Below are 14,369 nucleotides of genomic sequence, written 5' to 3'. Positions count from 1 at the left end.
GCCAATATGGCGGTTTTTTTTATGCTATGATTTCAAGAATTTTGCTTGTATTATCTATAATATATTTTGGTTCGAATTGTTCGAGTTCTGCTCTGGGACGAAAACCCCAGGTAACTCCGGCAGCATCGACACCTGCATTTTGAGCAGTTTGCATATCTACTCCTGAATCACCGATATACAAGACATCTTTTCGTTCAGTTCCGGTTATAGCCAGAATATCATTTACTATTGCAGGATTTGGTTTTATCGGTACGTTTTCACGTTGTCCAAAAACAGCCGCAAAATTGATATCAGGGAAAAAATGCTGTATTAATTCTGTAGTGGCTTGCTGGTATTTATTAGAGGCTACGGCAAGTTGAATGTTTTTGGATTGCAATGTGCCAAGTAATTCAGATATTCCCGGATAGGGAACTGTTAGTTCTGAATTGTGATCGTTGTAGTATTCAATGAAATACTTTCTGATTTTCAAAATAGTCTCCTGGTCTTTAGCTCCATCGGGCAATGCTCTTTCAAATAGTTTATTAATGCCATTTCCCACAAAAAATTTATAAGCCTCCGCTTCGTGGGTTGGAAATCCACACTGTTCTAAAGCATAATTGGTACTGGCAGCTAAGTCGGCAACCGTATCGAGCAGCGTGCCATCCAAATCGAATATAACTAAAGTTTTCATTTCTTTCTACTAAAAATCAAGCGTATCAAAAGCGTTTCTCAAGCTCATCCTGAGAGAAAATGGTCATAATCTTTTTTCCATCCGGAGTAAAATTATGATTAGAACAAGCAAACAGACGGTCAATCAGATCACTCATTTCTTCGGAAGATAGGCGTTGACCCGATTTTATTGAAGAAGCCTCTGCCAGCGATAGCGAAATGGTTTCGTGGATGCTGGCTGTGGGATCCTGAGCTGTGGTTTTTGCTTTGTCCAGCATTTCCAGCAGCAAATCAATAACGCTACCGGTGCCCACATGCGAAGAAACTCCTTTAACGCTATAAGTATGGTTCTCCATGGTTTCAAACTCAAATCCCACGTGTTGTAAATCCGGTATGATTTGCTCGAAAAACAAAGCGTCATCAGCACTTAGCTCCAGTATCTCGGGGAATAGTACTTGCTGAGACGATCCTTTGGAATTCTCTATCTGACTAAGAAACAGATCAAATAAGATACGGGTATGTGCCCGATGCTGATCTATCATTAATAAACCGGATTTAAGTCCGGTAAGAATAAAGCGATTCTTATATTGATAATTTTCGGCTCTGGTTTCCAGATTTTCAATTACCTTTTGTTGTTCTTGCTGAGTGAATGAGGGGGTTATGATTATTTCTGTTTCAGGCTCCCAATCGATAACCGATTCTGAAGGTTCCTCTTTTTTCTCGAACCCTCCGTATAAATCCTCCCAATCCAGTACAGGCCTTTTGTAATTTGAAGTGCCGAAAGGATTGTAATTTGGATTGAAGTTTGTTTGAGGTGGGCGTACATTCTCAACCGAAATAGTAGTGGGTATATCCACGGCGCCTTCCTGATCAAAATCAATAGAAGGAATAACATTGAATTTGCCCAATGCTTCTTTGACGGCTGCAGTTAATATCGACCAGATAGCCTGTTCGTTTTCAAACTTAATTTCAGTTTTTGTTGGATGAATATTGACGTCAATAGTTTGCGGATCAACATCAAAATATATGAAATAATTCGGACTCTCCGATGCCTGAATCATTTGATTATATGCCAGCAATACCGCTTTATGGAAGTATGGATGGCGCATATATCTCCCGTTTACAAAGAAATACTGGGTTGCAGATTTTTGCGCATATTCAGGTTTGCCCACATAACCAAATATGCTAACCAGATTAGTGGAAGTCTCAATGCTAAGAAGTTGCTGTTGCCAGCGTTTTTTTGCACTTTTCCCAAATATATTCTCAATACGGATTTTATTGTTGGATGCAGGTAGCTGAAAAATCTCTTCATCCCCATCGAAAAATGAAAAAGCGACAGAAGTGTTAACCAGGGCTATTCTGTAAAACTCCGTCAGAATATGACTCTTTTCTACATTGTCGCTTTTCAGAAATCGTCTTCGGGCAGGTACATTGAAAAATAAATTCTTTACCTGAAAAGAAGTTCCCAGATCGCACTGAACAGATTCTTGTTTAAACACCCGCGTGCCTGCAATTTCTACTAATACGCCAAGTTCGTCTTCTGCTCTTCGTGTCCGCAACTCTACTTGCGCTACGGCTGCTATTGATGCTAGGGCTTCGCCCCGGAATCCCATGGTACGTAATGAAAATAAATCGTCAGCATTTTTTATTTTCGAGGTAGCGTGACGTTCAAATGCCATGCGCGCATCTGTTTCGCTCATTCCTTTCCCGTTATCAACAACCTGAATCAACGTACGCCCGGCATCTTTTATCAGTATCTGAATAAAAGTGGCTCCGGCATCAATTGAATTCTCTACCAACTCTTTTAGTACAGAAGCCGGACGTTGTATAACTTCTCCGGCTGCAATTTGATTGGCTACAGAATCGGGTAAAAGATGAATTATATCGCTCATTATATTAACTGAAAGTTGGCAGTTGATAGCTTCTAATTACGATACTTTCGATAATTAAAGACTGCCAAGTGCCAACTGTAGATTATCAACTTTTAATTAAATTTCCCGTCAAAAGTTACATTCATATCATTGACAAACTGACGAATGCGTTGTTCTTCTTCCAGTTTGCATATTAGTAAAACATTGTCGGATTCAGCTACAATGTAGCCTTTCAAATCCTGAATTACAGCCAACTTTTCAGGAGGAAGTACCACTATGTTGCCTTCGCTTTCGTAAAAAGCAGTTTTGCACTTCAGTGCTACATTTTCGTTTTCATCTTTTGGAGACATTTCATACAATGAACCCCATGTTCCCAAGTCGGTCCAGCCAAAATCTGAACATAGAACATGTACATCTTTCGCTTTTTCCATAATACCATAGTCAATAGAGATATTAGGACATGAAGCATACATTTCATCTATAAAGGCCTGTTCGTTAGCGGTGTTATAAAATTTTTCTCCAGCATTGAATTTGTTGGCAACTTCCGGCAATAATTCATCAAAAGCCTTGACTATCGTTTGAAGGTTCCACAAAAATATACCTGAGTTCCAGAAAAACTCGCCTGTTTCATAAAAAACCTGAGCGAGTTCAGCGTTTGGTTTTTCTGTAAATGTTTTTACTTTACGGAGGTTAGTTTCACCTTCCGATATTTGGATATAGCCATAACCAGTTTCCGGTCTGCTAGGCTTAATACCCAACGTTAGAATACAATCATTTTTATCTACAAAATCAAGACCTGTTTTAATGGTATCCAAAAAGTCAGTTTCTTTCAAAATCAAATGATCCGAAGGGGCAACTATAATGTTTGCTTTGTCGGTCATAGCTTTGATGCGATTGATAGCATAAGCAATACAAGGAGCGGTGTTACGTCTGTTAGGTTCAAGTAATACCTGATCGGCTTTAATTTTGGGGAGTTGTTCCAATATCAAATCTTTATAAATAATATTGGATACTATTATTATATTTTCAGCAGGTACAAGATGATTTATTCTGTCAAAAGTGAGTTGTAGGAGGGAACGTCCGGTTCCAAAGAAGTCCAGGAATTGTTTAGGGCGGTTATTACGACTGAAAGGCCAAAAGCGGCTTCCAACGCCACCGGCCATGATGATACAATAATTGTTTTCCATTTTAATGATAGGTTTGAGTTCTTGACTCGGATTAATTTCAAAATTAATGCTAAGATACTGTGTTTTTTTGAGCATACCAAAAGTTGCTACTACAAAAAACGAGCTTGTCTTCAAAAAGAAAACAAGCTCGTTTATAAATAGTTTTAGGCAAGAAGATTAATTATTCTTCTGTTTCACTTTCTTCTATATCCAGTACATTTTTACGGGCATCAACCTTCTTGTCGTACTCATCGCGTGAGTAAACTACTATTTTGTCGAAGTCGCGTTGTCCTGTTCCGGCTGGAATCAAATGTCCGCAAATAACGTTTTCTTTCAATCCTTCCAAGCGGTCTACTTTTCCGTTGATAGCAGCGTCGTTTAGCACTTTCGTAGTTTCCTGGAAAGAAGCAGCCGACATAAAGCTATTGGTTTGAAGAGCAGCACGAGTAATTCCTTGTAATATCTGATTAGAAGTAGCAGCAATTGCATCGCGTGTTTCTACTAATTTCATATCACGGCGTTTAAGCATACTGTTTTCATCACGTAACTTACGGGCAGTAATAATCTGACCGGGTTTCAACGTAGCTGAATCGCCTGCATCAAGAATTACTTTTTTACCCCAGATACGATCATTTTCTTCCATAAAGTCATGTTTGTCAACAATTTGCTTTTCAAGGAAGCGAGTATCGCCTTGTTCCAGAATTTCAACTTTACGCATCATCTGACGTACAATTACCTCAAAGTGTTTATCATTGATTTTTACACCTTGTAAGCGGTAAACGTCCTGAACTTCATTTACAATATAATCCTGAACCGCAGTAGGTCCTTTGATTAATAAAATATCTGAAGGTGTGGTTGCTCCATCCGAAAGCGGAGTTCCTGCACGTACAAAGTCATTTTCCTGAACCAAAATCTGACGAGATAATGGAATCATATACTTTTTGATTTCACCTGTTTTCGAAGTTACAGTCAATTCGCGGTTACCACGTTTGATTTTTCCGAAGGTTACTTCACCGTCGATTTCAGCTACAACAGCTGGATTCGATGGGTTACGAGCTTCGAATAATTCAGTTACACGTGGAAGACCACCGGTGATATCACCCGCTTTACCAACAGCACGTGGAATCTTTACCAACATTTGACCGGTTTTAATCTTATCACCGTTGTCCAAGACCAAGTGGGCACCCACCGGTAAGTTGTATGTACGAAGAATAGAACCATCTTTTGACACAATGTGAGCACTTGGAACTTTATTACGATCTTTTGATTCAATAAGAATTTTTTCACGTAATCCGGTAGCATCATCTGTTTCAGTTTTGAAAGTAACACCTTCAATTACATCTTCAAATTCAATCTTACCATCAGTTTCCGAAATAATTACCGCGTTAAATGGATCCCACTCACAGACAACCTGACCTTTAGTTGCAAGATCTCCATCTTTCACATACAGTTTAGAACCGTAAGGAATATTCTGTGTGGTGAGAGCAATTCCGGTATTAACATCAACTACACGCATTTCAGCCAAACGGCTTACTACCACCTGATAAGTGTCTTTATTGTCTTCAACAGCATCAACCGTACGAAGCTCTTCAAATTCAAGGCGTCCATCGTAACGTAAAGTTATTTTAGATTCTGCACCGACGTTCGAAGCAACCCCACCGACGTGGAAAGTACGAAGTGTCAACTGAGTTCCCGGTTCACCGATTGACTGAGCGGCAATAACACCTACAGCTTCACCAATGTGTACCATTTTTCCTGTTGCCAGGTTACGTCCGTAACATTTAGCACAAACACCTTTTTTAGATTCGCAAGTCAATACCGAACGGATTTCAACACGTTCGATTGGAGAATCTTGAATTTTTCGTGCATGAACTTCTGTAATTTGTTCACCCGAAGCAACTAATAATTCAGCTGTAAGCGGATGATAAATATCATGAACCGAAACACGACCAAGAATACGTTCGTAAAGAGACGAAATTACTTCTTCGTTGTTTTTCATTTCGGTAGCGATCAAACCACGTAATGTACCACAATCGTCTTCATTGATAATCACATCTTGTGAAACGTCAACCAAACGACGGGTTAAGTATCCGGCATCAGCCGTTTTAAGAGCCGTATCCGCCAAACCTTTACGAGCACCGTGGGTAGAAATAAAGTATTCCAATACCGAAAGTCCTTCTTTAAAGTTCGAAAGAATTGGGTTTTCAATAATCTGTCCACCTTCTGCACCTGATTTTTGAGGTTTTGCCATCAAACCACGCATACCTGAAAGCTGACGAATCTGTTCTTTAGAACCACGAGCACCTGAATCCAACATCATATAAACAGAGTTGAACCCTTGATTATCACTCGAAAGTTGCTTCATCAAAATATTCGACAATTTCGAGTTTACGTGTGTCCAAGTATCAATAATTTGGTTATAACGTTCGTTGAAGGTAATGAATCCCATGTTATAGTTATTCAAAATTTCTTCTACTTCAGCATTACCTTCTTTTACCAATGTTTCTTTTTCCGGTGGAATAATAACGTCGGCTAAGTTAAACGACAAACTACCTTTGAATGCCATGTAGTAACCCAAATCTTTGATATCATCCAAAAATTGGGTAGTACGGGCAACTCCACAAATATCAATTACGTTACCAATAATGTCGCGCAATGATTTTTTAGAAAGAAGTTCATTTATATAACCTACTTGAGGCGGAACACACTTGTTAAACAATATACGTCCAACTGTAGTCTCAATTAATTGCAACTCAAGATCGCCTTCAGCATTCAGATCCAAAGTTTTTACTTTGATCGGAGCATGTAAAGCAACTTTCTTTTCGTTGTAAGCTATTTCTGCTTCTTCGGGCGAATAGAATATAAGACCTTCACCCAAAGCTCCCGGACGTGGTTTGGTAATATAATACAAACCAAGAACCATGTCCTGCGAAGGTACAGTAATAGGAGCACCGTTAGCAGGATTAAGAATATTATGCGATCCCAACATTAACATCTGAGCTTCCAATATAGCCTCATTACCCAGCGGTAAGTGAACAGCCATCTGGTCACCATCAAAGTCGGCGTTGAAAGCCGTACATGCCAATGGGTGAAGTTGAATTGCTTTTCCTTCAATCATTTTTGGTTGGAAAGCCTGAATACCTAAACGGTGAAGAGTAGGGGCACGGTTTAGTAATACGGGATGTCCTTTCATCACGTACTCTAAAATATCCCAGATTACCGGGTCTTTGCGATCAACAATTTTCTTTGCCGATTTTACCGTTTTTACAATTCCGCGTTCGATCAATTTGCGGATTACAAACGGTTTATAAAGTTCTGCGGCCATATCCTTAGGGATACCGCACTCGTGCATTTTTAATTCAGGACCAACGACGATTACCGAACGAGCCGAGTAATCCACACGTTTACCTAACAAGTTCTGACGGAAACGTCCTTGTTTACCTTTCAACGAATCTGAAAGCGATTTCAACGGACGGTTTGCGTCGGTTTTAACAGCACTCGATTTACGTGAATTGTCGAACAATGAATCCACAGCTTCCTGAAGCATACGTTTTTCGTTACGTAAAATTACTTCCGGAGCTTTGATTTCAATTAATCGTTTCAAACGATTGTTACGAATAATAACACGACGATACAGGTCATTCAAATCCGAAGTAGCGAAACGACCACCATCAAGTGGTACCAATGGACGCAATTCAGGTGGAATAACCGGAACAATCTTAATGATCATCCACTCAGGTTTGTTACGTAACTTAGAAGCACGGAAAGATTCTACAATTTGCAGACGTTTCAAGGCTTCGTTTTTACGTTGTTGCGAAGTGTCGTTATTAGCTTTATGACGTAGGTCGTATGATAAAACATCCAAATCCAAGCGACTCAATAAATCGTAGATAGCATCAGCCCCCATTTTAGCAATGAACTTTTCTGGGTCGTTGTCATCCAACAATTGATTTTCACGTGGAAGTGCTTCCAGAATATCAAGATATTCGTCTTCTGAAAGTAATTCGCCTTGCGTAATGTTTTCGCCATTTTCAAGAATTCCTCCCTGAATGATGACATATTTTTCGTAATAAATAATTGAATCAAGTTTCTTGGTTGGCATTCCAAGCAGGTAACCGATTTTGTTCGGCAATGAGCGGAAATACCAGATGTGGGCTACAGGTACAACCAATTGGATGTGTCCCATACGTTCACGACGAACTTTTTTCTCAGTCACTTCTACACCACAACGGTCGCAGACAATGCCTTTGTAACGGATACGTTTATATTTTCCGCAATGACATTCAAAATCCTTAGTTGGACCGAAAATGCGTTCGCAGAACAGACCATCACGCTCTGGTTTGTAGGTACGATAATTAATGGTTTCGGGTTTGAGAACCTCGCCACTCGATAATTTTAATATCTCTTCGGGTGATGCAAGACCAATCGAAATTTTATTAAAATTACTCTTTACCTTATTATCATTTTTAAAAGCCATATCTCTGTTTTATAAAGAGTTATAAGATTTACATTTTTTGAAAGTTCAATTTAGAATAAATTTATAATCAAAAGTTTATATCCGGTTTTATACCGGATATAAACCTAAGATTTTTATATTTTAATCTAAACTGATGCTCAGACCCAATCCGCGGAGTTCGTGCAACAATACGTTGAGCGATTCCGGAATTCCGGGTGTTGGCATAGGATCGCCTTTTACAATTGCTTCGTAAGTACGAGCACGTCCCATAACGTCATCCGATTTTACAGTCAGAATTTCTTGAAGAATGTGAGCAGCACCGAATGCTTCAAGTGCCCAAACTTCCATTTCTCCGAAACGTTGACCCCCGAATTGAGCTTTACCACCAAGAGGCTGTTGAGTAATGAGTGAGTATGGTCCGATAGAACGCGCGTGCATTTTATCTTCAACCATGTGACCCAGTTTCAACATATAAATAACACCTACTGTGGCAGTCTGGTCAAAACGTTCGCCGGTTCCACCATCGTACAAATATGTTTTTCCGTAATTTGGAACACCGGCTTTGTCTGTCCATGCGTTCAAATCATCTAAGCTGGCTCCGTCGAAGATAGGAGTTGCAAAACGCAAACCTAATTCTTTTCCTGCCCATCCTAAAACGGTTTCAAAAATCTGTCCAAGGTTCATACGCGAAGGCACACCCAGTGGGTTCAATACTATATCTACCGGAGTTCCATCTTCAAGGAATGGCATATCCTCCTGACGAACGATACGTGACACGATACCTTTATTCCCGTGACGACCTGCCATTTTATCTCCAACACGAATCTTACGTTTTTTAGCAATATAGACTTTAGCTATCTGTACAATACCGTTTGGCAATTCATCACCGATAGTAATATTGAATTTCTGACGTTTTATCTGAGCATCCAATTCCTTGTATTTTCTCAGATAATTCATTATCAATTGTTTTACTAATTCATTTTTGTGAGAATCAGTAGTCCACTTGCTTAGTTGAACCGCAGTATAGTCGATTTCACGCAATCTTTCGATTGTAAACTTGCTGTTACGAGATATTACATCAGCACCTAAGAAATCTTTAACACCGGCCGAAGTTTTATCACCAAGTAATACGATTAGTTTTTCAACTAATGTATCGCGCAAAATAGCTGCCTGATTTTCAAATTCCTCATCCAGTTTTGGAAGTACAGCTTTATCTGCAAGTTTCGATTTTCTGTTCTTTTGCGCTTTTGAGAATAGACGTTTACCGATAACAACACCCGATAATGATGGAGTTGCTTTCAGTGAAGCATCTTTCACATCCCCGGCTTTATCTCCGAAGATAGCACGAAGCAGTTTTTCTTCCGGTGAAGGATCTGATTCTCCTTTTGGAGTAATCTTACCGATAATGATATCTCCCGGTTCGATGCGGGCACCGATGCGGATAATACCATTTTCATCCAAATCTTTTGTTGCTTCTTCGCTTACGTTAGGTATATCCGAAGTAAATTCTTCAATACCACGTTTGGTTTCACGAACGTCTAGCAATTGTTCAACAACATGGATAGATGTGAAAATATCTTCACGTACCACACGTTCATTGATTACAATAGCATCCTCAAAGTTATAACCTTTCCAAGGCATGAAAGCTACTTTCAGGTTCTTACCAATAGCCAATTCACCATTTTGCGTAGCGTAACCTTCAGTCATAATCTGACCATTAGTAACACGTTCGCCTTTTTTCACGATAGGACGTAAGTCGATAGTCGTGTTTTGATTGGTTTTTTGGAACTTAGGTAATTTATATTCTTTTACGGCAGATTCGAAGCTTACAAATTCTTCGTCTTCTGTTCTGTCGTAGCGTATTTTAATACAAGTTGCATCAACAAATTCAACTTCTCCTTCACCTTCAGCTGCTACTTGTGTACGAGAATCGCGAATCAACTGAGCTTCGATACCTGTACCCACAATAGGAGCTTCGCAGCGCAATAATGGCACTGCCTGGCGCATCATGTTAGATCCCATCAACGCACGGTTAGCATCATCATGTTCCAGGAAGGGAATCAATGCTGCCGCAATCGAAGCAATCTGTGATGGAGAAACATCCATTAAGTTCACCTCATCGGGTGCTACTACTGGGAAATCGGCGCCAAGACGCGATTTTACTTTTGTCCGAATGAAACCACCATCATCGTTCAAAGGAGCATTTCCTTGAGCAATAATCAGATTTTCTTCTTCTTCAGCAGTAAAGTATTCAATACCGGCTTCTGAAATATCAACTACAGAGTCCGTAACTTTACGGTAAGGAGTTTCTATAAAACCAAGTTCATTGATTTTAGCATAGATACAAAGCGAAGAAATCAAACCAATGTTTGGACCTTCAGGAGTTTCAATCGGACATAAACGTCCGTAGTGAGTATAGTGTACGTCACGAACCTCAAAACCTGCACGCTCACGTGACAAACCACCAGGCCCGAGGGCAGACATACGGCGTTTGTGCGTAATCTCAGCCAATGGATTCTGTTGATCCATGAATTGAGAAAGAGCATTGGTTCCGAAGAACGAATTGATTACTGACGAAATACTTTTGGCATTAATCAGGTCAATAGGAGTGAAGACTTCGTTATCACGAACATTCATTCGCTCACGAATGGTACGAGCCATACGCGAAAGTCCTACACCGAATTGATTATATAATTGTTCACCAACTGTACGAACACGACGGTTGCTCAAGTGGTCAATATCATCAACATCCGCTTTTGAGTTTATTAACTCAATCAGGTATTTGATGATTTCAATAATATCTTCTTTGGTCAGTACTTTTGTATCCATGCTGGTAGTAAGGTTCAATTTCCGGTTTATACGGAAACGACCTACATTACCTAAATCGTAACGTTTTTCAGGGAAGAATAAGTTATTGATAACCTCACGAGCTGTCGAATCATCTGCTGGGACAGCGTTACGTAATTGACGGTAAATATACAATACAGCCTCTTTTTCAGAATTACTAGGGTCTTTCTGAAGAGTATTGTAAATAATGGCATAGTCATTTTGATTTGCATCTGCCTTATGTAGTAAGATAGTAGGCGTACCTGCTTCAATAATTTCGTCGATGTGACTATTTTCTAAAATAGTTTCACGGTCGATAATTACTTCGTTACGCTCAATGGTTACTACTTCACCGGTATCTTCGTCCACAAAATCTTCCACCCAGGTTTTCAATACACGGGCAGCTAATTTTTGGCCGATAGCTTTTTTCAAACTGGTCTTGCTAACCTTAATTTCTTCAGCAAGGTTGAAAATTTCTAATATATCTTTATCACTTTCGAAACCAATGGCACGAAGTAATGTTGTAACAGGCAATTTTTTCTTACGATCGATATAAGCGTACATCACGTTGTTGATGTCGGTAGCAAATTCAATCCAAGATCCGCGGAAAGGAATGATACGAGCGGAATAAAGTTTCGTTCCGTTGGCATGTGTACTTTGTCCGAAGAATACACCGGGTGAACGGTGAAGCTGCGATACAATAACACGTTCGGCGCCATTGATAACGAAGGTTCCTTTAGCTGTCATATATGGGATTGGTCCCAGATAGACATCTTGAATCACCGTATCAAAATCTTCATGATCCGGATCGGTGCAATATAGTTTTAGTTTGGCTTTAAGCGGCACGCTATAAGTTAAGCCGCGTTCTACACACTCATCTATCGAATAACGTGGAGGGTCAACGTAGTAATCGAGAAATTCGAGGATGAAATTATTTCGGGTATCAGCAATTGGAAAGTTTTCGGAAAAAACTTTATACAAACCTTCTGATTTTCTTTTTTCAGGAGCGGTGTCCATTTGAAAAAAGTCCTGGAAAGATTTTAATTGTACTTCCAAAAAGTCAGGATATTCCAACTGATTTTTGATAGAAGCAAAATTTATTCTTTGAGCTTTAGTTAATGACGACATTTTCAAAGAGGTTTTTTGGGTGCGGTGAACTCAATTATTTTATAGACAGAAAAAGGTTTAGAATCCCTCGATATGAGGGAATCTAAACCAAAGACCTGATTATCAGGTTTTATTATTTAAGTTCAACTTCAGCTCCGCCTTCAACGAGTTGTTTTTTCAAGGCTTCAGCTTCGTCTTTTGATGCACCTTCTTTAATTACTGAAGGAGCAGCATCTACCATATCTTTAGCTTCTTTCAAACCAAGACCAGTAAGTTCTTTTACTAATTTAACGATCGCTAATTTATTAGCACCGGCTGCTTTCAATACTACGTCGAAAGATGTTTTTTCTTCTACTACTTCAGCAGCAGCAGCAGGACCTGCGGCAACAGCAACAGCTGCAGCAGCTGGTTCGATACCATATTCGTCTTTCAAAATTTGAGCTAACTCATTTACTTCTTTAACTGTTAAGTTAACCAATTGTTCTGCAAAAGCTTTCAAATCTGCCATTTTACTTATTTTTTATGATTTTATTTTATTTTTTATTTTACGATAAATTTATCTTTCCGACAATGTTTTCAACACGCCGTGGATAGTTGAACCTCCTGATTGGAGTGCGGACACAACGTTCTTAGCAGGCGATTGCAATAAGCCGATGATTTCGCCAATAAGTTCGTTTTTGCTCTTCACGTGGATAAGTGCCTCCAGGTTGTTTTCGCCAATATAGAAACTTTCTTCAACATAAGCCGCTTTCAAAATAGGTTTTTTAAGCTTGTTGGTCTTAAGTTTACTGAAGTCATTAATAACTTTTGCAGGCACATTAGCCGTATTCGAAAGCATTAATGAAGTTTCGCCTTTAAGCGAGCCATAAAGTTCACTGAAATCTACCGATGAGTTATCAAGTGCTTTTTGTAGCAATGTATTTTTTACAACTACGAGTTTAACGTTCTCTTTGTAGCAAACTCTTCTTAATTCGCTGGTTTGAGCAGCGTTTAAGCCGCCTATATCTGCCAAGTAGAAGTGAGCATACTCTCCAAGAGTTGACTCAAGTTGTTTTATAATAGCGCTTTTATCTTCCTTTTTCATAAACTTTTAATTTTATTCTTCAATTGATTTGGGTTCAATCTTAATACCCGAACTCATTGTGCTTGAAAGATAAATGCTCTTTACATAAGTACCTTTTGCGGCTGTCGGTTTTAGTTTCATCAAAGTAGAAACAAATTCTTTTGCATTTTCCACAATTTGCTCAGCAGTAAAAGAAACTTTTCCTACCGAAGTGTGAACAATACCATATTTATCAACTTTAAAGTCGATTTTTCCTTGTTTTACTTCTTTTACAGCTTTACCAACTTCGTTGGTAACCGTACCACTTTTAGGGTTTGGCATTAAACCACGAGGGCCTAATACGCGTCCTAAAGCACCCAATTTACCCATGATAGCAGGTTGTGTGATGATAACATCAACATCTGTCCAACCACCCTTGATTTTTTCGATATATTCATCGAGACCTACGAAATCAGCTCCGGCTTCTTTGGCCGCAGCTTCTTGGTCGGGAGTACATAATGCAAGAACCTTTACTTGTTTTCCGGTTCCGTTTGGTAACGACACTACGCCGCGTACCATCTGGTTGGCTTTACGTGGATCAACACCTAAGCGCACATCTATATCAACAGAAGCATCAAATTTTGTATTGGTAATTTCTTTTACCAATGCAGCTGCTTCTTTCAGAGAATAGGTTTTTCCTGCTTCAATTTTTTCTAAAGCTAACCTTTGATTTTTTGTCAGTTTACTCATTTTAATTGAAGTTTATTAATTATTCTTATTTGGAAAAGTACCTTTTACGGTAATACCCATACTTCTAGCTGTACCGGCAACCATTTTCATAGCTGCCTCTAATTCAAAACAATTCAGATCGACCATTTTGTCCGTTGCAATAGCTTGTACTTGTTCCCAAGTAATTTCTGCTACTTTTTTACGGTTAGGCTCAGCCGAACCACTTTTCAGTTTTGTTATTTCTAACAATTGAATCGCAACTGGCGGAGTTTTTACAACAAAGTCGAAAGATTTGTCAGTATAGTAGGTGATGACAGCGGGTAAAACTTTGCCCGGCTTGTCTTGGGTTCTGGCATTAAATTGTTTGCAAAACTCCATAATATTGATCCCTTTAGAACCCAATGCAGGTCCTACCGGGGGAGATGGGTTTGCCGCGCCTCCTTTAATCTGTAATTTAATAAGTCCAGCAATCTCTTTAGCCATAATAATTTTAATTTTTGTTGTTTAAATGGAATTGTCGATTT

General features: G+C 39.3%; 9 protein-coding genes. All 9 read right to left on the bottom strand.

Going from position 1 to position 14,369, the window contains the following annotated elements:
* Positions 1-19: 19 nt before the first annotated feature.
* Positions 20-670, bottom strand: coding sequence for an HAD family hydrolase (locus PALPR_RS08645; protein WP_013445237.1), 651 nt, complete (start codon positions 668-670; stop codon positions 20-22).
* Positions 671-695: 25 nt separating this feature from the next.
* Entirely contained in the window at positions 696-2,540 is a 1,845-nt protein-coding gene (gene mutL / locus PALPR_RS08640) for a DNA mismatch repair endonuclease MutL (RefSeq protein WP_013445236.1), read from the bottom strand.
* 92 nt (positions 2,541-2,632) lie between these two features.
* Positions 2,633-3,706 (bottom strand): mannose-1-phosphate guanylyltransferase, encoded by a 1,074-nt coding sequence (locus PALPR_RS08635; RefSeq protein WP_013445235.1) that lies wholly within the window; start codon positions 3,704-3,706, stop codon positions 2,633-2,635.
* A gap of 160 nt (positions 3,707-3,866) precedes the next feature.
* Positions 3,867-8,162, bottom strand: a complete 4,296-nt coding sequence (gene rpoC, locus PALPR_RS08630) for a DNA-directed RNA polymerase subunit beta' (RefSeq protein WP_013445234.1) — start codon at positions 8,160-8,162, stop codon at positions 3,867-3,869.
* 120 nt (positions 8,163-8,282) lie between these two features.
* Positions 8,283-12,095, bottom strand: a complete 3,813-nt coding sequence (gene rpoB, locus PALPR_RS08625) for a DNA-directed RNA polymerase subunit beta (protein ID WP_013445233.1) — start codon at positions 12,093-12,095, stop codon at positions 8,283-8,285.
* A gap of 112 nt (positions 12,096-12,207) precedes the next feature.
* On the bottom strand, positions 12,208-12,582 hold the full coding sequence (rplL, locus tag PALPR_RS08620) for a 50S ribosomal protein L7/L12 (RefSeq protein ID WP_013445232.1): 375 nt from the start codon (positions 12,580-12,582) through the stop codon (positions 12,208-12,210).
* A 48-nt stretch (positions 12,583-12,630) separates the two neighbouring features.
* Positions 12,631-13,158: a 50S ribosomal protein L10 gene (rplJ, locus tag PALPR_RS08615; RefSeq protein ID WP_013445231.1), complete on the bottom strand. Its 528-nt coding sequence runs from the start codon at positions 13,156-13,158 to the stop codon at positions 12,631-12,633.
* Between the two features lie 12 nt (positions 13,159-13,170).
* Positions 13,171-13,866, bottom strand: a complete 696-nt coding sequence (gene rplA / locus PALPR_RS08610; RefSeq protein WP_013445230.1) for a 50S ribosomal protein L1 — start codon at positions 13,864-13,866, stop codon at positions 13,171-13,173.
* 15 nt (positions 13,867-13,881) lie between these two features.
* Positions 13,882-14,328 (bottom strand): 50S ribosomal protein L11, encoded by a 447-nt coding sequence (gene rplK, locus PALPR_RS08605; RefSeq protein ID WP_013445229.1) that lies wholly within the window; start codon positions 14,326-14,328, stop codon positions 13,882-13,884.
* Positions 14,329-14,369: the final 41 nt, after the last annotated feature.

The organism is Paludibacter propionicigenes WB4, assembly GCF_000183135.1.
Classification (GTDB): domain Bacteria; phylum Bacteroidota; class Bacteroidia; order Bacteroidales; family Paludibacteraceae; genus Paludibacter; species Paludibacter propionicigenes.
Note: the sequence above shows the minus strand (reverse complement) of the source record. Positions and strands in the feature narration are given on the sequence as shown.

What these genes read in the sequence shown, in the direction of transcription:
- PALPR_RS08645 (WP_013445237.1), bottom strand. Translation starts at nt 670, where the DNA reads ATGAAAACTTTAGTTATATTCGATTTGGATGGCACGCTGCTCGATACG.
- mutL (WP_013445236.1), bottom strand. Translation starts at nt 2,540, where the DNA reads ATGAGCGATATAATTCATCTTTTACCCGATTCTGTAGCCAATCAAATT.
- PALPR_RS08635 (WP_013445235.1), bottom strand. Translation starts at nt 3,706, where the DNA reads ATGGAAAACAATTATTGTATCATCATGGCCGGTGGCGTTGGAAGCCGC.
- rpoC (WP_013445234.1), bottom strand. Translation starts at nt 8,162, where the DNA reads ATGGCTTTTAAAAATGATAATAAGGTAAAGAGTAATTTTAATAAAATT.
- rpoB (WP_013445233.1), bottom strand. Translation starts at nt 12,095, where the DNA reads ATGTCGTCATTAACTAAAGCTCAAAGAATAAATTTTGCTTCTATCAAA.
- rplL (WP_013445232.1), bottom strand. Translation starts at nt 12,582, where the DNA reads ATGGCAGATTTGAAAGCTTTTGCAGAACAATTGGTTAACTTAACAGTT.
- rplJ (WP_013445231.1), bottom strand. Translation starts at nt 13,158, where the DNA reads ATGAAAAAGGAAGATAAAAGCGCTATTATAAAACAACTTGAGTCAACT.
- rplA (WP_013445230.1), bottom strand. Translation starts at nt 13,866, where the DNA reads ATGAGTAAACTGACAAAAAATCAAAGGTTAGCTTTAGAAAAAATTGAA.
- rplK (WP_013445229.1), bottom strand. Translation starts at nt 14,328, where the DNA reads ATGGCTAAAGAGATTGCTGGACTTATTAAATTACAGATTAAAGGAGGC.